The organism is Streptomyces fulvoviolaceus, assembly GCF_000718165.1.
Taxonomy (GTDB): Bacteria; Actinomycetota; Actinomycetes; order Streptomycetales; family Streptomycetaceae; genus Streptomyces; species Streptomyces fulvoviolaceus.
In genome coordinates this window covers 47,519-68,313 of record NZ_JOEY01000013.1, presented here as the reverse complement: position 1 = coordinate 68,313, position 20,795 = coordinate 47,519, and the positions used below count along the sequence as shown (strand labels likewise).

At 71.1% G+C, this 20,795-nt stretch carries 16 protein-coding genes; all 16 read right to left on the bottom strand.

Going from position 1 to position 20,795, the window contains the following annotated elements; all coding sequences use genetic code 11:
* Positions 1–122 precede the first annotated feature (122 nt).
* Entirely contained in the window at positions 123–1,604 is a 1,482-nt protein-coding gene (locus tag IG08_RS0115680) for an FG-GAP-like repeat-containing protein (protein ID WP_030601637.1), read from the bottom strand.
* Between the two features lie 30 nt (positions 1,605–1,634).
* Positions 1,635–3,077 (bottom strand): FG-GAP repeat domain-containing protein, encoded by a 1,443-nt coding sequence (locus IG08_RS0115675; protein ID WP_030601635.1) that lies wholly within the window; start codon positions 3,075–3,077, stop codon positions 1,635–1,637.
* 224 nt (positions 3,078–3,301) lie between these two features.
* A complete protein-coding gene (gene obgE / locus IG08_RS0115670; protein ID WP_030601633.1) occupies positions 3,302–4,738 on the bottom strand; it encodes a GTPase ObgE in 1,437 nt (478 codons plus the stop codon).
* A 104-nt stretch (positions 4,739–4,842) separates the two neighbouring features.
* Positions 4,843–5,097, bottom strand: coding sequence for a 50S ribosomal protein L27 (gene rpmA / locus IG08_RS0115665; RefSeq protein ID WP_007381992.1), 255 nt, complete (start codon positions 5,095–5,097; stop codon positions 4,843–4,845).
* 14 nt (positions 5,098–5,111) lie between these two features.
* Positions 5,112–5,432: a 50S ribosomal protein L21 gene (gene rplU, locus IG08_RS0115660; RefSeq protein ID WP_030601628.1), complete on the bottom strand. Its 321-nt coding sequence runs from the start codon at positions 5,430–5,432 to the stop codon at positions 5,112–5,114.
* A gap of 176 nt (positions 5,433–5,608) precedes the next feature.
* Positions 5,609–6,202 (bottom strand): dTDP-4-dehydrorhamnose 3,5-epimerase, encoded by a 594-nt coding sequence (gene rfbC / locus IG08_RS0115655; protein ID WP_030601624.1) that lies wholly within the window; start codon positions 6,200–6,202, stop codon positions 5,609–5,611.
* Positions 6,203–6,211: 9 nt separating this feature from the next.
* Positions 6,212–8,215, bottom strand: a complete 2,004-nt coding sequence (locus IG08_RS0115650) for a glycosyltransferase family 2 protein (RefSeq protein WP_030601621.1) — start codon at positions 8,213–8,215, stop codon at positions 6,212–6,214.
* Positions 8,212–9,114: a dTDP-4-dehydrorhamnose reductase gene (gene rfbD / locus IG08_RS0115645; RefSeq protein ID WP_030601618.1), complete on the bottom strand. Its 903-nt coding sequence runs from the start codon at positions 9,112–9,114 to the stop codon at positions 8,212–8,214. Before rfbD ends, IG08_RS0115650 begins: the two co-directional genes overlap by 4 nt.
* A complete protein-coding gene (rfbB, locus tag IG08_RS0115640) occupies positions 9,111–10,106 on the bottom strand; it encodes a dTDP-glucose 4,6-dehydratase (protein ID WP_030601616.1) in 996 nt (331 codons plus the stop codon). Before rfbB ends, rfbD begins: the two co-directional genes overlap by 4 nt.
* Positions 10,103–11,170 carry a glucose-1-phosphate thymidylyltransferase gene (locus IG08_RS0115635; protein ID WP_030601614.1) on the bottom strand — a complete coding sequence of 356 codons (1,068 nt, stop codon included), beginning with the start codon at positions 11,168–11,170 and terminating at the stop codon, positions 10,103–10,105. The genes rfbB and IG08_RS0115635 overlap by 4 nt, the downstream gene beginning before the upstream one ends.
* A gap of 170 nt (positions 11,171–11,340) precedes the next feature.
* Positions 11,341–15,189, bottom strand: coding sequence for an Rne/Rng family ribonuclease (locus IG08_RS0115630; protein WP_030601612.1), 3,849 nt, complete (start codon positions 15,187–15,189; stop codon positions 11,341–11,343).
* Between the two features lie 263 nt (positions 15,190–15,452).
* Positions 15,453–16,217 carry a TIGR03936 family radical SAM-associated protein gene (locus tag IG08_RS0115625; protein ID WP_030601610.1) on the bottom strand — a complete coding sequence of 255 codons (765 nt, stop codon included), beginning with the start codon at positions 16,215–16,217 and terminating at the stop codon, positions 15,453–15,455.
* Between the two features lie 48 nt (positions 16,218–16,265).
* Positions 16,266–17,495 (bottom strand): phage tail tape measure protein, encoded by a 1,230-nt coding sequence (locus IG08_RS0115620; protein WP_030601606.1) that lies wholly within the window; start codon positions 17,493–17,495, stop codon positions 16,266–16,268.
* A 15-nt stretch (positions 17,496–17,510) separates the two neighbouring features.
* Positions 17,511–18,038: a GNAT family N-acetyltransferase gene (locus tag IG08_RS0115615; RefSeq protein WP_030601603.1), complete on the bottom strand. Its 528-nt coding sequence runs from the start codon at positions 18,036–18,038 to the stop codon at positions 17,511–17,513.
* 42 nt (positions 18,039–18,080) lie between these two features.
* Complete coding sequence (locus IG08_RS0115610) at positions 18,081–19,187, bottom strand: M20 family metallopeptidase (RefSeq protein WP_052424717.1); 1,107 nt, start codon at positions 19,185–19,187, stop codon at positions 18,081–18,083.
* A gap of 65 nt (positions 19,188–19,252) precedes the next feature.
* Complete coding sequence (locus IG08_RS0115605; protein ID WP_030601597.1) at positions 19,253–20,791, bottom strand: AbgT family transporter; 1,539 nt, start codon at positions 20,789–20,791, stop codon at positions 19,253–19,255.
* Positions 20,792–20,795: the final 4 nt, after the last annotated feature.

Here is a 20,795-nt window from a genome sequence, read left to right as displayed (position 1 = left end):
CGTGAGCCTTCCCGTGCATGACAAGTAGGCTGACAACAGGGGACCCGTTGCGACACACGTATAACAAGACGAACGTGGATCTGCCGCAACGGGCCGTCAGTTGACCGTCTGTGGAACGTTGTTCAGCGGGCGAACCCGGAGCCGAGCCGCGCGCCCGTCGCGACCGTGCCGAGCAGAGAGTTGCCGACGGCGACCGCCTTGCCCGGCGTGTTCACCCCGCTCACGCCGGAGAGGAAGAACGTCACGAGTCCGGCGCCCGCGTTCTCCCCGGGCGAGCCGACGGCGAGGTCGGCGAGTCCGTCGCCGTTGGTGTCACCGAGGTGCAGGGCGCGGCCGAAGGTGTCGCCCTTCTCGGCGGTCCCCGGCACCTCGGCGCTGTTCTGGGTGACCGTCCGGGACCCTGTGCCGCTCAGCCCCTTGGCGGTGCCGCGCAGGGTCACGATCGCGCCCGCGTCGGCCCGTGAGCCGAGATCCTCGCCGGGCACACCCGTGACGACGTCCTCGTAACCGTCGCCGTCCACGTCGGCCACCTGGACGTCGGTCCCGAAACCGTCCCACTTCTCGGCGGTTCCCGGCACGCCCTCGCGGTCCTGGTTGAAGAACGTCGCGGCGACCCCGTCGGGCCCGTCCTTGGTGCCGGGGATCCAGGCGATACGGCCGCCCTTGGCGAGGTAGGTGTCGAGGTCGCTGTCGTACCCGTCGACGGCGCGGCCCACGACGATGTCGTCGTAGCCGTCCTTGTTCACGTCGCCGATGTCGAGGCTCTCGCCGCCCTGCAGTCCGGCGCCGTCGACGTCGTAGACCAGCGTGTACGGCGTGAGCCCCTGGGAGGTGCCGTACCAGTAGACGACCCGGCGGGAGTCGAACTCGTCGCCGTCGTTCTCGGTGGCGGCCACGTCGGTGATGCCGTCGCCGTTGAGGTCGCCGACGGCCAGGTCCAGGACGCGGCTGTCGTACTTGTCGACGACGACCTGTCCCTGGTTGAAGACGGAGCCGTCCCGGGCGAAGGGGCCGCGGGTGACGGCGAGGTCGTGCTGGTTCTCGACGGTCAGGACGTCGGTCGCGCCGTCGCCGTCCACATCGGCGACCGCGAGGTGCCCCTGTGCGCCGAGTTGGTCGCCCTCGCCGCCGGGCCCGATGGAGGCGCCGCCCGACAGTCCCTTCGCGCTGCCCCAAATGACCTCGACCAGACCGGAGTTGGTGCCCCCGTCAGCCGTGTCCTCGCCGCCGACGCCGACGATCAGGTCCGCGAACCCGTCCTTGTCCAGGTCCGCCGTAGTGAGCGCGCTGCCGAACTGGTCACCGGTCTCGGCACTGCCCGGGATGCCCGCGCTGTTCTGCGTGAACACCTGCCTGGTCGAGGTCTTCAGGCCGGTCGCCGAGCCGTACAGCACGGCGACGTATCCGGCCCTGGTCTTCCCGTTCACGGTCCCGAGGGACGCGGAGACGGCCAGGTCCTCGTAGCCGTCCCCGTTGAAGTCCTGCCGCGCGGCCGGCGCGGTGGCTTCCGCGGGCTCGGCGTAGGCGGCCGGGAGGACCACGGCCCCGGTGACCGTCATGGCGGCGGCGAGGCCGGCTCCCCACGCCTTGCGGTGCTTGTTCATCACGTACTCCAGGGAGTTGGGAGTTGGGGTTCAGCGGGGGAACACGGCGCCGAGGCGGGCGGAGGAAGCGACCGTCCCGAGCGTCCCGGCGCCGATCAGGAACGAACCCTTGGCGGTGACCCCGGCGGAGGTGGAGCGGAACACCCAGACGGCGCCCTCGTAGGCGTTCTCTCCGACCGCGCCCACGACCGGCTCGACCCGGCCGTCGCCGTTGCCGTCGACCAGGTGGACGCCGTAGCCGAACAGGTCGCGTGCCTCGGCGGTACCGGACACAGAGGCGCTGTTCTGGCTGAGGACCACGGTGCCGGCGCCGGTCGGCCCGTCCGGACCACCGGGGACGACCGCGAAGGTGCCCGCGTCGGCCGGCCCTGCGAGGTCCTCGGTCGGGTTGCCGGCCAGGATGTCGCCGTATCCGTCCCCGTCCACGTCCCCGACCGCGATCGCGTCGCCGAAGCCGTCGCCCGTCTCGTCCGCGCCCGGCACCCCGAGGGTGTCCTGGTCGACGACCCGGCGTGCGGTGGCGTCCGGGCCGTCCGCCGTGCCCGGGATGATCTCCAGTGCGTTGCCTCCGCCCGCGACGGTCTCCGCGCGGTGGTCGCCGTCGAGGTCGCCGACCGCCAGGCCCCTCTCCCAGGGCTCGTCGCTGCTGAACTCCCCGCCGTCCAGGGCGGTCGACGGCTGCAGGCCGCTGCGGCTGCCCCGCAGGTGGAACAGGGAATAGGTGTAGTTGTGGTCCTCGTCCCGGTCATAGGGGCGGGTCAGCGCGACGAGGTCGGTGATGCCGTCGCCGTCCGTGTCACCGGCCGCCACGGCCGTCACCATGCGGCTGCCTTCGAGGAAGTCGACCCCCTTCTGGACGGAGGCGGCGGCGCCGGTCCTCTCGAAGGGGCCGAAGCGCACGAAGTCGGTGGCGGCCAGGTCCTGGTGGCCGTCGCCGTCGAAGTCACCGGTGAGGAGGGTGTTCAGGCCGCCCCGGTACGGACTGCTGCTCAGGGCGGGCAGTACCGTCCCCGACGTGAGGCCGCCGCGGCTGCCCCAGAGCACGGTCCTGCTGCCGTCCCGGGCGATGCCGTTCTGCTTCCACTGCTCGTTGTCGACGTCGACGACCAGGTCGGTGTACCCGTCCTCGTCAAGGTCGGCCGCGGCCAGCCGGAAACCGAAGTGGTCGTTCGCCTCTACGGTGCCGGGGATGCCGGAGGACGCCTGCGTGTAGACCTTCTTCGTCGAGGTCTTCAGCCCGCTCGCCGAGCCGAACAGCACGGCGACATAGCCGGCACCGGACTTGCCGTTCACCTTCGCGGAGGAGGAGCCCACGGCCAGGTCCTCGTACCCGTCCCCGTTGAAGTCCTGCCGCACACTCGTCGTGGCCTGCGCGGGCCCGGCCAAGGACACCGCCGACGCGCAGACGGTGGCCAGCAGGGCGAGGGCGACCGTGAAGGTGCGCCGCGTTCTGTGCGAGACGGACTCGGACACATCAACTCCGGGAATCTCAAGGGCAGTTGGGCCGAGAGAGGATCAAGATCCCCCCTCGGGTTGCCCAGTACGACTCGCCGGAACGACGGTTGGTTGCCCAGCTATGTGCCGGAATTTTGCCCGGAGTTAACGCGGGCCGGTCAACCGGAGTCAACGCGGGCCGGTCAACACGAAGCGGCGGGTGCGCCCCGAGGCACACCCGCCGCCAGAAAACCCTGTGCTGTCTAGAACGGCTCGAAGTCGTCGAACTCCTGCGTCGCCTCGTCCCGTTCGGCCTGCCGGTCCCGGCGGCGCTGCGTGGCGGGCCGCGGCTCCTCGAGCCGGTGGTCCTCGCCGCGCCGGCCGAGCATCTCGGCCCCGGCCATCACGGTCGGCTCCCAGTCGAAGACGACGGCGTTGTCCTCGGGGCCGATGGCGACGCCGTCACCCGACCGGGCGCCCGTCTTCATCAGCTTCTCCTCGACACCGAGCCGGTTGAGCCGGTCCGCGAGGTAGCCGACGGCCTCGTCGTTGCTGAAGTCGGTCTGCCGCACCCAGCGCTCCGGCTTCTCGCCACGCACCCGGAACAGCCCGTCCTCCTCGCGCGTGACGGTGAAGCCCGCGTCGTCGACGGCCTTGGGCCGGATGACGATCCGGGTCGCCTCCTCCTTCGGCTTCGCGGCCCGCGACTTCGCGACCACGTCGGCCAGCGCGAACGACAGCTCCTTCAGCCCGATGTGCGCGACGGCGGACACCGCGAAGACCTGGTAGCCCCGGGCCTCCAGATCCGGCCGCACCATCTCGGCGAGGTCCTTGCCGTCCGGTACGTCGATCTTGTTCAGGACGACCATGCGCGGACGGTTGTCGAGGCCGCCGTACTCCCGCAGCTCGGCCTCGATGATGTCCAGGTCGGACAACGGGTCCCGGTCGGACTCCAACGTGGCCGTGTCCAGGATGTGCACGAGGACACTGCAGCGCTCCACGTGCCGCAGGAACTCCAGGCCGAGGCCCTTGCCCTGGCTGGCGCCCGGGATCAGTCCCGGCACGTCGGCGATCGTGTAGACCGTCTCGCCGGCCGTCACCACGCCCAGGTTCGGGACCAGGGTCGTGAAGGGGTAGTCCGCGATCTTCGGCTTGGCGGCGCTGAGCACCGAGATCAGCGAGGACTTGCCCGCGCTCGGGTAGCCGACCAGCGCCACGTCGGCGACCGTCTTCAGCTCCAGGACGATGTCCTGCAGATCCCCGGGCACACCGAGCAGCGCGAAGCCGGGAGCCTTGCGCCGGGCGGAGGAAAGGGCCGCGTTGCCGAGGCCGCCGCGGCCGCCCTGGGCGGCGATGTACGTGGTGCCCTGGCCGACGAGGTCGGCCAGGACGTTGCCCGCCCCGTCGAGGACGACGGTGCCGTCCGGCACGGGGAGGACGAGGTCCTGCCCGTCCTTGCCGGAGCGGTTGCCACCCTCACCGGGCTTGCCGTTGGTGGCCTTGCGGTGCGGGGAGTGGTGGTAGTCGAGCAGCGTGGTCACCGACTGGTCGACGGTCAGGATGACGTCGCCGCCCCGCCCGCCGTTACCGCCGTCGGGACCGCCGAGCGGCTTGAACTTCTCCCGGTGGACGGAGGCACAGCCGTGACCTCCGTTACCCGCGGCGACATGCAGTTCGACGCGGTCCACGAAGGTGGTCATGGGTTGTGCCTCCAGTTACGTACAGGAATGTCTCTAGGTCAACACGCGAAAGGCGGACCCGCTTCCCGGGAGGGAAGTGAGGTCCGCCTCGCGAAAGCTTCCGATCAGGCGACCGGAACGATGTTCACGACCTTGCGGCCACGGTGGGTACCGAACTCCACCGCACCGGCGTTCAGCGCGAACAGAGTGTCGTCGCCGCCACGGCCGACGCCCGCACCCGGGTGGAAGTGGGTGCCGCGCTGGCGGACCAGGATCTCGCCCGCGTTGACGACCTGACCACCGAAGCGCTTCACGCCGAGGCGCTGAGCGTTGGAGTCACGACCGTTACGGGTGGACGATGCGCCCTTCTTGTGTGCCATCTCTCCTCAGTCCCTTACTTCGCAGCCGCGGGGATCTCAGTGACCTTGATCGCCGTGTACTGCTGGCGGTGGCCCTGACGACGGCGGTAGCCGGTCTTGTTCTTGTAGCGAAGGATGTCGATCTTGACGCCCTTGTGGTGGTCCACGACCTCGGCCTGGACCTTGATGCCGGCCAGCACCCACGGGTCGCTGGTGACAGCCTCGCCGTCGACAACGAGCAGGGTCGAGAGCTCGACCGTGTCGCCAACCTTGGCAGTGGAAATCTTGTCAACCTCAACGATGTCGCCGACAGCAACCTTGTGCTGGCGACCACCGCTGCGCACGATGGCGTACACGCGGATCTCACTCTCTCGCTCGGGACGGTACCCCCGCAGTCCAGCCGCCCGGCAGAGCGAGCAGCCTCTCCCGGCCAGAAAGCCCGGGAGGAAGAGGTTTACGGGGATGTGGCGCGTCTATGGACACGCCGACGGTCCAGGTTACGGGCCTCCTCAGGGCCCGGTCAAACTGGGCCTCAGCGCCCGAGGCTCGCCCGGTAGGCCACACACTCCTCGTAGGAGGGCAGCAGGCCCTGCTCCCGGGCCTCGGCCAGGGTGGGCGCCTGCTCGTCCTTGGCGGAGAGCAGCGGGGCGAGGTCGGTCGGCCACTCGATGCCGATGGCCGGGTCGAGCGGGTGGATGCCGTGCTCGCGCTCGGGGGCGTAACCCTCGGAGCACAGGTAGATCACCGTGGCGTCGTCGGTGAGCGCCATGAAGCCGTGGCCAAGGCCCTCGGAGAGGTAGACGGCGTGGTGGTCCTGGTCGTCCAGGCGGACGATCTCCCACTGGCCGAAGGTGGGCGAGCCCACCCGGATGTCCACGATCACGTCGAGGACCGCGCCGCGCACACACTTGACGTACTTGGCCTGGCTGGGCGGCACGTCCGCGAAGTGGATGCCGCGCAGGGTGCCCCGGCTGGAGACCGACATGTTGGCCTGGGCCAGGGAGAGCGGGTGGCCGGCCGCCTCGGTGAAGAGGGGGGCCTTGAACCACTCGTGGAAGCTGCCCCGGCCGTCGGGGAAGATCTTCGGCTCGTGCACCCAGGCACCGTCGATGGAAAGAGGTCGCATCACAGGTCCTCAGCTCTTCTTCTGCTGGTCCGTCAGGGCACGCTTGAGACGCCCCGCGGCCCGGCGCCACAGCGGACGCGGCGGTGCAGACTGCTTCTTCGGGGCAGGCTTCGGCGCACGCTTCGACGCCGGCGGGGTGTGCCGGTCGATCACCCGGCCCTTGCCGTCGGCGTCCACGACCACGTCGACCGGAAGCCGGGTCCATTTTGCCTCGCCGCGGGCGGCGGACGGCACACCGATCCGGACCGCCCAGCGCATCCCGGTGAGCTTCTCCAGCGGCAGCGGGGCGCTTACGGTACGGCCGTCCACCACGGCGTCGGCGGAGAACGCACCCGCGTTCTTGCGCTCGAAGCGCAGCTGTACGGGGTCTCCCGCGTCCGCCGCGACATGCAGCGGCAGGGGGAGCCGGACGGTGCCGCCGTCGACCACGGCCGCGGCCGGGTCCACCAGCATCACGGCGTCGCGCTCCAGCTTGCCGGTGTGCTGGTCGACGTCGAGGGAGAGGTTGCCCGGCCCGTCGGTCCAGTACGGCAGGACCAGCCGCCGCGGCTCACCGGTGAGCGCGGCCAGCCGTCCGGCCTCCACGTCCTCGCCGTGCACCGCGCCGATCCGGGCCTCCTTGCTCCAGCCGCAGGACTTGATACGCAGGTGCAGGTCCCAGATGCCCTTGGTCAGGGGCACGCCCGCGGCCGCGGTCTCCGGGTCGAGCACGGCACGTGCGGTGATCCGCTGGCGGAAGGAGCCGTCCGCCGTGTCCAGGCGGTGCGGTGCGGAGTCGACCGGCAGGTAGTACTGCGCGGCGTTCTCGCGGTGCCGGATCACCAGGTCCACGTCGCTGTCGTCGACCGGGGCGTCCAGGGTGATGCCCTGCTTGGCCAGGGCCTCACGGGCCTCGTCGGAGAGCGGCAGCTCCAGCAGGTCGCGCTCGCCGTCCCGGCCGAAGGTCAACGGGACGCCGTCGACCTCGTACTCGGCGCTGAAGCCGATGTTCAGACGGCCGTTCTCCCACTCCAGGGAGTCCAGGGTGCCGGTGGGCTTGATCCTGACCTCCCAGGCGGCCAGGGCGCGGATGTCCTCGTAGAGATCGGCGATGATCAGTCCGGCCACCACCTGCTGAGTGGGGGCGAGATGGGTGAGGACGCCCGGTCCGAAGCGTTCGGTGAGCAGGCCGCGGATCTCGCGGTAGAGCTTCTCGGCGTGGTCCTCGGGGTTCTTGAGGAAGCGCTTGCCGCGCAGCCGCTCGACCATCTCGGCGCGCAGCCAGCGGCCGAGGATCTGGTCGCGCCGCGGGCCCGGCTCGGTGAGCTCCTCGACCACGTCGAGGGCCTCGCGGAGGTTGTTGAAGTAGCCGACCGGGTCGAAGCGCTGGAAGCCGGCGTTGGCGCCGTCGTCCCGGGCGATGTGGTAGTAGCACACGTAGTCGCTGAGGACGGCGATGCTCTTCGCCCGCAGGTACGCCTCGACGACGAAGACGTGGTCCTCCAGCCGGCGGCGGCCCTCCTTGAAGCGCATGTTGTGCTCGGTGAGGAACTCCCGGCGGAACATCTTGTGCGGGGTGAGGCTGTCCATCAGCGGCGCGCTCTCCACTGTGACGCGCGGCCGGTTGATCCGGAACAGCCCCCGCGGGACGGAGCGGCCGATGCCCGCCATCTTGCCGATGACGACGTCGGCGTCGTTCGCCCTGCCGTACGCGTACATCCGCTCCAGGGCCTCGTCGCCGAGCCAGTCGTCGTGGTCGTGGAACATGACGTACTCGCCCTGGGCGGCGTCGATGCCGGTGTTGCGGGGGCGTCCGGACCAGCCGGAGGACTCCTGGTGGATCACGTGGAAGTGAGGGTGCTCGGCGGCCAGTTGGTCCAGCCGGGCCGGGGTCTCGTCGGTGGAGCCGTCGTCGACGAAGAAGACCTCGAACTCGTCGGGGGTGAGGCTCTGCCGCAGCAGGCCCGAGACGCAGTCCTCGACGTACTTGCCCGGGTTGTAGACCGCTATGACGACGCTGACCTTGACTGTCACGCCGGGTTCTCCTTCGTCTGGACCCGGTGGATCTCCGGGAATGCCTCGGTGAGCGCCGCGCGCCAGTCCCGGATCGGCTCGATGCCCGCCGCCGCCCACCGCTCGTGGCCCAGCACGCTGTACGCGGGCCGGGGCGCCGGCCGTACGAAGGCCGCGCTGGTGGTGGGGCGGACCCGCTCCGGGTCGGCGCCCAGCTGCTCGAAGATGGCCCGTGTGAAGCCGTACCAGGTCGTCTCGCCGCCGCTGGTGCCGTGGTAGACACCGGCGGGCGCGGTGCCCGCGAGGGCGCCCTGGCCCAGGCGGACCAGCCGGTCGGCGAGGTCGCCGGTCCAGGTGGGCTGGCCGCGCTGGTCGTCGACCACGTCGAGGGTGTCCTTGACGCCCTCCAGCTTGATCATCGTACGGACGAAGTTGCCGCCGCCCGCGCCGTACAGCCAGGCCGTGCGCACCACGTAGCCGGTCTCCGGGAGCACGGTGAGGACCGCCCGCTCGCCCGCCAGCTTGGTCCGCCCGTACGCGCTGCGCGGCCCGGTGGGGGCGTCCTCGGGGTACGGCTTCTCGGCGTCCCCGGCGAACACGTAGTCCGTGGAGACCTGGAGGAGTACGGCGCCGCTCTCCGCGCACGCCTCGGCGAGGTTGCGCGGGCCGTCGCCGTTGATGCGCAGCGCCTCGTCCTCGCGGGACTCGGCGTCGTCCACGGCCGTCCAGGCTGCGCAGTTGACGACCACGGCCGGAAGGTGTGCGGCCAGCGCCGCCCCCACCGACTCCGGATCGGTGATGTCGAGTTCGGCGCGGGTGGCGGCGACCGCCGGGATCCCCGCGGCGGCGAGCCGCGCCAGGACGTCCTGCGCGAGCATCCCGCCCGCGCCGGTGACCAGCCAGTTCCGGTCGTCGGTCACAGCGCCGCCCGCTCCTTCAGCGGCTCCCACCAGGCCCGGTTGTCGCGGTACCACCGGACCGTCTCGGCCAGGCCCTGCTCGAAGCTCTTGCGGGGTTCGTAGCCGAGTTCCTCGCGGATCTTCGTGCAGTCGACGGAGTAGCGGCGGTCGTGGCCCTTGCGGTCCTCGACGTACTCGACGCTGGTCTCCCAGTCGGCGCCGCACGCCGCGAGCAGCAGTCCGGTGAGCTCCTTGTTGGAGAGCTCGGTGCCGCCGCCGATGTTGTAGACCTCGCCCGCGCGGCCCTTGGTGCGGACCAGTTCGATGCCCTGGACGTGGTCGTCGATGTGCAGCCAGTCGCGGACGTTGCCGCCGTCGCCGTACAGCGGGACCTTCTTGCCGTCGAGGAGGTTGGTCACGAAGAGCGGGATGACCTTCTCGGGGAAGTGGTGGTGCCCGTAGTTGTTGGAGCAGCGGGTGACGCGGACGTCCAGGCCGTGGGTGCGGTGGTACGACAGCGCGATCAGGTCGCTGGACGCCTTCGCCGAGGAGTAGGGCGAGTTGGGCTCCAGCGGGTGGGTCTCCGGCCAGGAGCCCTCGTCGATCGAGCCGTAGACCTCGTCGGTGGAGATGTGCACGAAGGTCCTGATGCCGGCCCGGTGCGCCGCGTCGATGAGGGTGTGCGTGCCGACCACGTTCGTACGGACGAACTCCGCGCCGCCGTCGATGGATCGGTCGACGTGGGACTCGGCGGCGAAGTGGACGACCTGGTCGTGTTCGGCCATCAGCTTGCCGACCAGCTCGGGGTCGCAGATGTCGCCCTGCACGAAGGCGAACCCGGGGTGCTCGCGCACCTCGTCGAGGTTGGCCGGGTTGCCCGCGTAGGTCAGCTTGTCGAGGACGGTGATCGACACATCACCGGGGCCCTCGGGGCCGAGCACCGTACGGACGTAGTGCGAGCCGATGAAACCGGCACCGCCGGTCACCAGGATCCGAGTTGCAGGGGTTGTCATGAAGAGATCTGCACCTTGCTGTGATCACCGAGCACGAGCCGGTGGGCCTTCAGGTTACGGGGAGCGGGCGTGACCTCGACGTCACGTCCGATGAGCGAGGCCTCCACGCGGCGCACGCCGGTCACGGACGACCCGCGCAGCACGATGGAGTACTCGATTTCGCTGTCCTCGATCCGGCAGTCCTCGGAGACGGACGTGAAGGGACCGATGTACGCGTCGTTGACCACCGTGCCGGCACCGATGATGGCGGGGCCGACGATACGGCTGCCGGTGACACGGGCACCCGCCTCGACGCGCACCCGGCCGATGATCTCGCTGGTCTCGTCCACAGTGCCCTCGTTCACCGGCTCCACGGTCTCCAGAACCGACCGGTTGACCTCCAGCATGTCGGTGACGTTGCCGGTGTCCTTCCAGTACCCGGAAATAGTGGTGGAACGCACGTCGCGCTTCTCGTCGATCAGCCACTGGATGGCGTGCGTGATCTCCAACTCGCCGCGCCAGGAGGGCTCGATGGAGCGAACCGCCTCGTGTATGGCCGGGGTGAACAGATAGACGCCGACGAGCGCCAGATCGCTCTTGGGCTGCTTCGGCTTCTCCTCCAGGCCCACCACCCGGCCCTCGCCGTCGAGTTCGGCGACGCCGAAGGAGGTGGGGTTGGGGACCTTGGTCAGCAGGATCTGCGCTTCGGGCCGCTCGGCGCGGAACTCCTCCACCAGACCGGTGATGCCACCGACGATGAAGTTGTCGCCGAGGTACATGACGAAGTCGTCGTCCCCGAGGAAGTTCTGGGAGATGAGCACGGCGTGGGCGAGGCCCAGCGGCGCTTCCTGCGGGATGTAGGTGACCTCGATCCCGAACCGGGAACCGTCCCCCACCGCCTCGCGGATCTCGTCCGCGGTGTCGCCGACGACGATGCCGACCTCGGTGATCCCGGCTTCGGCGATCGCCTCCAGGCCGTAGAAGAGCACGGGTTTGTTGGCGACCGGCACCAGCTGTTTGGCCGAGGTGTGGGTGATCGGGCGGAGGCGGGTGCCCGCTCCCCCTGAGAGCACGAGAGCCTTCACCTGTTGCGCCCCAAAACTTGTCTCTTATGGGGATGAAACCCCAACTGTTCGCACATCCGACACTCGTATGACGACTCTCGGCCCTGTTGGGTTGTGGCCAGGACGGAAAAAAGTGATCCACCCCCGGCCGACCGGGGGTGGATCACTCACTTGCTTCGTCCGGAGAGGCGTCAGCTCTCGTCGGCGGAAGCGGAGACCGAAGGCAGCGTCTGCTCCGCAGCCACCGTCTTCTTCTTCGGTGCCGCCTTCTTGGCGGTCGCCTTCTTCGCGACCGTCTTCTTGGCCGCCGTCTTCTTGGTGGCGGCCTTCTTCGCCGTGGCCTTCTTGGCCGTCTTACGGGCCGTCTTCTTGGCCGGAGCCGCTTCCTCGGCCGCCTCGGCGGCCGGGGCCTCCGTCTCCGTGGCCGGGACGACCATGACGGCCGTCTCCTCGGAGGCGGTGGGCGCGGTCTCCTTGCGCACGGCACGGCGCCGCGGACGGGCCGGGGCGGCCGGAGCGGCGCTCTCGGCAGGCGCCTCGGGAGCCTCTACGGCGGCCTCCGTCACCGGCGCGGTCTCGGCGACCGTCACGACGGCGGCCTCCGCACCGGCGGGCGAACCGGCCGGCGCCGACACCTTGCGGGTCGCACGACGACGGGTACGGCCCTTGGGCGCGGCCTCCTCGGCGACCGGAGCGGCGGTCTCGACCTGGGCCGGGGCCTCGACCACCGGGGCCTCGACCACCGGGTCCTCGACCGCGACCGGCTCGGCCTGCGCCTCGGCTGCCGGCTCCGGCTGCACCGGACGCTCGGCCTCCTGCACGGCCGTAGCAGCCGCCTGCTCGCGCCTCGGCGCACCCGCCGGAGCCGAAGCCCGACGGCTCGTCCGGCGCCGCGAACGACCACGCGAAGCCGCGGCCTCCGCCTCGGCGACGCTGCTGTACAGCTCCTCGTCGGCCGCGAAGTCGGGCTCGGTGAGCGCGACCGGCTCGGCGACCTCGGCGGCAACCTCCGCCTCGGTCTCCTCTTCCGGAGCCTCTACGCCCGCGACCGCCTCGTGCTCGTGAGTGTGCCCGTCACCGCCGCGCCCGCGCTTCTTGCGCTTGCCGCCGCCTCCTACGGAGGTCGGCTGCTCCATGTGCACGATGACGCCACGGCCGTTGCAGTGGACACAGGTCTCGGAGAAGGACTCCAGCAGACCCTGCCCGACCCGCTTACGGGTCATCTGGACGAGCCCCAGCGAGGTCACTTCCGCGACCTGGTGCTTCGTACGGTCCCGGCCCAGGCACTCCAGGAGGCGCCGCAGCACCAGGTCCCGGTTGGACTCGAGGACCATGTCGATGAAGTCGATGACGATGATGCCGCCGAGGTCGCGCAGCCGCAGCTGACGCACGATCTCCTCGGCCGCCTCCAGGTTGTTCCTGGTGACCGTCTCCTCGAGGTTGCCGCCCTGACCGGTGAACTTGCCGGTGTTGACGTCGACGACGACCATCGCCTCGGTCCGGTCGATCACCAGCGAACCGCCGCTGGGCAGCCAGACCTTGCGGTCCAGCGCCTTGGCGAGCTGCTCGTCGATCCGGTACGTGGCGAAGACGTCGACCTCGGAGGTCCACTTCGACAGCCGGTCGGCCAGGTCGGGCGCGACGTGCGCGACGTAGCCGTGGATGGTCTCCCACGCCTCGTCACCGCTCACGATGACCTTGGTGAAGTCCTCGTTGAAGATGTCGCGGACGACACGGACGGTCATGTCCGGCTCGCCGTACAGCAGCGACGGGGCGTTCGAGCCGCCGCCGCTCTTGGCCTTCTTCTGGATGTCCTCCCACTGCGCCTGCAGTCGCTCGACGTCGCGGCGCAGCTCATCCTCGCTCGCGCCCTCGGCGGCGGTGCGCACGATGACGCCCGCGTCCTCGGGGACGATCTTCTTGAGGATGGTCTTCAGCCGGGCCCGCTCGGTGTCGGGCAGCTTGCGGCTGATGCCGGTCATCGAGCCCTCGGGGACGTACACGAGGTAGCGGCCCGGGAGGGAGACCTGGCTGGTCAGACGCGCGCCCTTGTGCCCGATCGGGTCCTTCGTCACCTGGACGAGCACGGGCTGACCGGACTTGAGGGCGGCCTCGATACGGCGCGGGCCGTTGGCCATGCCCAGCGCCTCGAAGTTGACCTCACCGGCGTACAGCACCGCGTTGCGGCCCTTGCCGATGTCGATGAAGGCGGCCTCCATCGACGGCAGCACGTTCTGGACCTTGCCCAGGTAGACGTTGCCGACGTACGAGGTGGCCTGCTCCTTGTTGACGTAGTGCTCGACGAGCACGCCGTCCTCCAGGACGCCGATCTGCGTACGCTCGCCGCTCTGCCGGACGACCATCACACGCTCGACGGCCTCGCGGCGGGCCAGGAACTCGGCCTCGGTGATGATCGGGACGCGCCGGCGCCCCTGCTCACGGCCTTCCCGGCGGCGCTGCTTCTTCGCCTCCAGACGGGTCGAGCCCTTGATGGACTGCACCTCGTCGGACGGCTCGGAGGCCTTGCGCGGCTCGCGCACCTTGACGACGGTCCGCTCGGGGTCGCCGTCCGTGGGCTCGCCGTCGGTGGCGGTGTCACCGGCACGCCGGCGACGACGCCGACGGCGCCGGCTGCTGCTGGACCCGGAACGGTCGTCCGCCTCCGCAGCGTCCTCATCGTCTTCTTCCGCCCGATCGGCGGTGTCCTCGGTGTCCTGGGCAGCCTGCTCGGCGTACTCCTCGGACTCCTCCGACTCGTCCTCACCGCCCGCCTCGGCGGACTCGCCACGGCGACGGCGACGGCCGCCCCGACGACGGCGCCGACGCGAACCGGGCTCCTCGCTCTCGTCGCCCTCGCCGGAGTCCTCCGGCTCCTCCTCCGCCTCTACGGCGGTCTCGGCGGCGGCCTCCTGGACCTCCGCCTCGTCGCCGGCACCCCGGCGGCGACGCCGGCGTCGCCCTCCGGTCTGCTCCTCGGGAAGCTCCTCGACCGGCGCGGCCACCTCGACGGGCCCGGCCGGCTCTTCCTCCGCCACCGCGGCGGCCTCGGCGGCGGCGCGCTGCGGCGTCTGGAACTGCGGCTCGGTGAAGACGGGCGCCTGGAACACGGCGACGGCGGGGCGCGCCGGGCGGCGCGCGGCCTCGTCGTCCTCGGCGGCGGCCGGCTGCGCGGGCGCGGCGAAACCGGTGGCGGCCTTGCGGGCGACCCGGCGACGCCGACGCGGGCCGGTGTCCTCGGTCTCCTCCGGGGCCTCGGGGGCCTCGGGGGCCTCTACGGCGGCGGCCTCGGGCTCGGGCTCGGGAGTACTCGTCACCACGGCCTCCTCGGCCGACTCGGGCGCGGTCACCCGGTGGGTGGCACGTCGACGGCCACGGCGCGGAGCGCCGTCCTCGGCCTCGGCGACGGCCAGCGCCTCAGCGGCGGTGTCGGCCGTCTCGGTGGCCTCGTCCGCCTGCGGCGCCCCGGCGGGCGTGGAGACCCGGCGCGTGGCACGCCGACGCGGGCGGGCTGCGGGCTCTTCGGACTCCTCGGCCTCGGGCACGACGGTCTCGGCGGCCTCGGGCGCGGTCACCTGGCGGGTGGCACGCCGACGCGAACGACGCGGAGCGGCGTCCTCGGTCTCGGCGACGGCGGGGCTGTCCTGTTCGGCGGCCTCATCGGCAGCGGCCACGGCCACGACGGTCTCGGCGACCTCGGCGGCAGCGGGAGCCCCGGCGGGTGCGGAGGCCCGGCGGGTGGCACGGCGTCGCGTACGAACGGCGGGCGCGGGCTCTTCGGCGACAGTGGCCTCGGCGGCCTCGACCACCTCAGTGCTCTCAGCGCTCTCGACGGTCTCGTCGATCTTCTCGTCCTCGTCCGGCACGAGATCGTCGGACTCCGCGGCCGGTATGGCCGGGGCGACGGTCTCCGTGGGGACCTCGGAGGCGGCGACCGGCGGGCCCGCCGGTCGGGAGGCGGCACGGCGCCGACGACGCGGCGGCAGGGTGTCGCTGGGGGTGTTGAGTTCGGAACCCTCGGTGGGTTCGGTCGGCTCGAGCATGCGGGCTTTTCTCCCGTCAGGCTCCCGGGCGCCGCACCTGGTCCGGCGGGAATGCCGGTGACGTCCGCGGCTCGCGCGTTGCGCGGTGCCGCCGTCCGGGGCGCGGGCGCCGCACGGGAGCTCTCTGTGTCCTGTCTCACCGGTTCCGTACGCCGAATGCGTACGGCCTGGCGAAAGTCTTGTGGTCGGTGCGCTGCCCGACCCAGGTGGCTCCCGAGTACGAGGGCGGCGCTTTCGACGTGCGTCCCTTCGCGGGACCTTCCTTACGCCGGCGCCTTCGCGGCGGCAGTCGGGTCGGCCGAAGAAAAGGCCTCCGCTGCCTCGCGGTCGGGCGCGAGCGGGTCGGTCACCGTGCCGGTCTCTTCATCGAGCAGCCCCTGCGCCAGCCTGGTCACCGCTGCGGGGACCGGCGGCGCCAGGTCGGCCACGGCGCGGAGACCGGACAGGACGTCGTCGGGTCGTACGGCAGGCGTCACGTGCCGAACAACCAGCCGCAGTATCGCACAGGGCTGGTCGGTCGGCCTATCAGCCGGTTCACTGTGCGTCTCAAGTTGTACGACTGCGGGGCGGGCGTCGAAGGTACGGACGCCGTTCTTGGTCATGCGCTGGACCTCGACCGCCTCCGCGGAGTTGAAGGCCGCGACCGCGCTTTCGGCCTCCGCCGGGTCCACGCCTACCAGCCGCAGCTCCCAGACGGAAGCGGTGAGCCGGTCGGCGAGCCCCGAGGTCCGGGCCTCGACCGCGTCGACGATGTCGAGCCCGGTGGGCATCGACTCGTCGAGGAGAAGCCGGAGCTTCTCCGGGTCGCGCGCGGCGGTGAGTGCGATCTCCAGGTACTCCGCCTCACTGCCCGTGCCGGTGGCTGCGGCATTGGCGTACGACACCTTCGGATGCGGCGTGAACCCCGCCGAGTACGCCATCGGCACCTCGGCACGGCGCAGCGCACGCTCGAAGGCGCGCTGGAAGTCACGGTGGCTGGTGAACCGGAGGCGGCCGCGCTTGGTGTAGCGCAGTCGAATGCGCTGCACCGCGGGTGCGGGCGGCGGGCCTTCGGGCTGTCGCTTGCCCAGTGTCGTTCAGTCCTTCGTGAGAGCGGTCGTACTACTACCAAGAGTACGTGTCTCGGGACCCAACGGTTCCCGCCCGTCGACGGCGACCGGCTCCCTCGGCTCGCCGAAGAGCATCCGCCGGAAGTCGGCCCGCGCCTGCCGTACGGACTCGCGGGCGGAGGCCAGGGCCGCCCGGGTGGCCCGGCCCACACTGCGCGCGGCCTGGGCTGCGGGCCGTAGGACCAGGTCAAGGATCACGTGTCCGGCCGGGGTCAGCAGGGTGCGGTACACCCAGCGCACCGGCTCCACGAAGATCCACCGGAAGAGGGTCGCGAGGAACCGTCCGACGGCGAGCGAGATGTGTCCGGCGATCCGCCAGGCGTGTCCGAGGGCGGCCCAGACCTCGCGGCCGATGACGGCGAGGACACGGCCGACGGGGGCGAGGACCCAGCGCCACAGAGCGATGGCGGGCAGGACGAACAGGATCCGGGTGATCCAGTAGAGGGCGATCCCGATGCCGGTGACGATCGTGCTCGCGAGCCACACGAGACCGTTCGCGCACCAGGCGATCGCTCGTCCGACGGGCGTGAGGATCCACTCGTAGACCCATCGGGCGGGCACGACGACCAGATACCGCACCAGCCAGGCCACGGCGGCGAACACCCCGAGACCGAGCGCGGTGAGCACGGCGCCGATTCCCTTCAGGAGCCACATGAGTCCGTGCCCGATCGGCGTCAGCACGCGCGCGTACACCCAGGCCAGCGCGGCCCCGACGCCCCACACGACCCACGCGAGTCCGTGCCCGATCGGCGTCAGCACGCGCGCGTACACCCAGGCGAGTGAGGCCCCGATGCCCCGCGCGACCCATACGAGGGCGTGCCCGACGGGCGTCAGGACGTACCGGTACAGCCACACCAGAGGGACGACGACGAGGACGTTCCCGAGCCACCCCAGAGCCTTGCCGACGGGCACGACGACGTACCGCCACAGGGCGACCCAGGGCCAGACGAACAGCGCGCGCCCGATCCACTCCAAGGCCCACTCCAGCGCCCTCCCCACCGGCCGCAGCACCGTGTCCCTCAGGAACCGTCCGGCCACGACGAGCGCGTCCCACACCATGCGTACCGGCAGGACCAGCACGAGCACGACGATCCGTACAGGGATGCGAATCGCGACGGTCAGACATCCCTCGGGCGTCTGCCGCGCGGGCTGTACAGGCTGTGCGGGCTGCGCGGCGGGCCGCTTCTCCAGGTCCATACCGACGTAGACGCCTCAGTTCCCTGTCCGGATCCAGAACCGCAGCTTTCCGCCGCGCTCGTCCTCGAATTCTCCGCCATTGGCCTCGATCACCTTGCGGGAACCGGTGTTGGTGGTGTCGCAGGTGACCAGGACCCGGTCCAGGCCCCGTTCCCGGCACTCGGGCAGAGCGTCCCGGAGCATGGCCGTGGCGTGACCCCGTCGACGGGCGCCGGGACGGACGTCGTACCCGATGTGGCCGCCGCGCTCCAGCAGGAAGGGAGTGAGTCGGTGCCGTATCGCGAATCTGCCGAGGTACGTGTCGTCCGCCACGTACCAGAGGGTCGTCATCGGCACCCAGTCCGGCCTGCGCGGCCGTTCCGTCTCCGCCCGCAGCATGGCCACGTACGCCGCGAACTCCGTCGGTTCCCGCCATGTCTCGCCGTACTGCTCGATCTCCTGGGCGAGCAGCGTGGCCGGGTCCAGGGTCGTGGCGGCGAACTCCTTCACCGCGTCGAGGAAGGAGTCGTGGAACCGGACATCGGGCGAGGTCAGACGGGGCATCGCCCCATGATGACGAAGCCGCGAGCCGCCCGGCCACCGGATTTAACCGGCGCACCCCGCCAACAACCCCGCGATCAGCGCCGTACGCGAAGGCATGTGGGCCGGCAGGACGTGTTCGTGGCGGGCGTGGGCGCCGTCCCCCACCGCGCCGAGCCCGTCGAGGACCGGTCGGCCGAGCGCGGCGACGAAGTTGCCGTCGCTCGCTCCGCCGACGGCGGTCTCGCGGGCGGTCCAACCGAGGTCGGCGGCGATCGTCAGGGCTTCCTTGAAGAGTCGCGAGGAGGCCGGGTTGGGCACCATGGGAGGGCGTGCCCAACCCCCGGTGAGCGTGACGGTCACACGGGGGTCGGAGGGCCGTAGGGCCGCGAACGCCGCGTCGATGCGGGCCGTCTCGGCGGGCACGGCGATGCGTACGTCGATGCCGCAGCGGGCCTGTCCGGCCACGACGTTGCGTCCCGTACCGCCGCTGATCACGCCGACGTTGACCGTGGTGCCGAGTGCCGGGTCGGCCGACGCGACGACCTGCGTGACGAGTTCCGCGAGGGCGTGGACCGCGCTCGCGCCCCGCTCCGGTTCGAGGCCGGCGTGGGCCTCCACCCCGTCCACGGTCAGCTCGAAGATGCCGCCGCCCTTGCGGGAGGTCTTCAGCGCCCCCTCGGGACCGGCCGCCGCCTCGCACACCAGCGTGGCCGCCGCGTCCTCGCTCAGCCGCTCGACGTGCGGCCGGGAGACGGGGCTGCCGATCTCCTCGTCGCCGTTCAGGAACAGTCGTACGGCCGGGCGCGGCAGGTCCAGTTCGCGCAGCAGCCGCAGTGCCCATACGGCCTGCACCAGGCCGCACTTCATGTCGAACGCGCCCGGGCCGCTCGCCCGGCCGTCCTCGGTGACCTGGAAGGGCCAGTCGGCGAGGGTGCCGGCCGGCCACACCGTGTCGTAGTGGCACAGCACCAGGACCGTCGCGGGTGCGGTGCCGCGGTACAGCAGTTCCAGCATGTCGCCGTGCGGGCCGCCGTCGTGGTGCCGCCGCTCGTCGGGCGGGCCGAGCCGTCGGCGGGTCCACGCCTCGATGGCGGCGAGGCCGGCGGTCAGCAACTCCTTGTCGTTACTGGGGGTTTCGAGTTCGACCAGGGTGCGCAGGTCGTCGGTCATCTCGGGCAGGGCGGTTCGGGCCAGGGACTCGATGCGGTGCACGGCTCTCCTCACGGACAGGTCGGTCAACGGACGGGCACCCCGGGCCCGAGCGGGATGCCCAGCGCCCACCAGGCGTAGAAGAACAGCGTCCAGGCGACCAGCATGGTCAGGCACAGCGGCAGGGTCAGGGACAGCAGGGTGCCGATGCCGGCCGAGCGGCGGTAGCGCTGGATCACGCCCAGGGTCATGACGAAGTAGGCGCTCATCGGGGTCATCGCGTTGGTGCAGGAGTCGGCGATGCGGTAGACCGCCTGGGTCACCTCCGGCGAGATGTCGAGGAGCATGAACATCGGCACGAACACCGGTCCCACCAGGGCCCATTGGGCGGAGCCGCTGGTGACCAGCAGGTTGATACAGGTGCACACCGCCAGGACGCCGAGGAAGGCCACCGGCCCGGTGATGCCCGCCGACTTGAGCAGGTCGGCGCCGCGGATCGCCATGACCTCGCCGACGCCCGTCCACTTGAAGTACGCCAGGAACTGCGAGATCGCGAAGAACAGCACCAGGATCGGTGCCATCTCGCGCAGCCCCTTCGCCATGTGGTCGGGGATGTCGCGGCCGGTGCGCACGGTGCCGACGGTGCGGCCGTAGACCGCGCCGACGATCAGGAACGCCACGGACAGGACGACCGCGATGCCGGTGAGCACGGGCGACTGCACGATGCTGCCGCCCTCGCCCCGCAGCGGGGACCCGCTCGGGATCATCGCCGCCACGATCAGGCCGGCGTAGAGGAGGAGAGCGAGACCCGCGTGTCGCAGCCCGCGCCGCTCGTCGTCGCGCAGGGTCAGCTCCTCGACGGCTTCTGTGGCGTCGTCCTCCTCCGGCATCGCCGCCACCCGCCGCGCGATGACCTTCTCGGTGACGACGGTGACGACGACGGCCAGCACCAGCGAGGAGCCGAGGGAGAAGAAGTAGTTGGACAGCGGGGTGACCACGTACCCCGGGTCGACGGTCTGCGCGGCGGCCGTGGTGAGCCCGGAGAGCACCGCGTCCGTCGGCGTGACCAGCGGACTCGCGTCGTACCCGGCGGACACCGACACGAACGCCACCACGGCGCCCAGCATCGGGCTGCGCCCCACGGCCCTGAACGCCATCGCGCCGAGCGGCACCAGCACGACGTACGCGGCGTCGGAGGCGACGTGCGCGACCATCGCGCTGAAGGCGAGCGTGAACGTCAGCCAGCGGGCCGGGACCCGGGCGACGGCGGCCCGCAGCATCGCCGGCAGCAGCCCGGACCGGTCGGCGACGGCCACGCCCAGCATGACGACGAGGATCGTGCCGAGCGGCGGGAACGTGGCGTAGTTGGTGACCGCGTCGCTGATCATCATCCGCAGTCCCTCGCCGGAGACGAGGCTGTGGACGGTCACGGTCTTGTCGGTGGCGGGGTTGAGTGCGGAGGCGCCCGCGGCGGACAACGCCCAGCTGGCGAGCGCGAGGACGACGCTGAGCACCCCGAACAGCCAGAAGGGGTGCGGCAGTTTGTTGCCCGCCCGCTCGATGCGGACGAGGACAGCGAGCAGTCCGGAGATCGGTTTCGCGGGACGTTCCGTGGTGGCGGTCACCTCC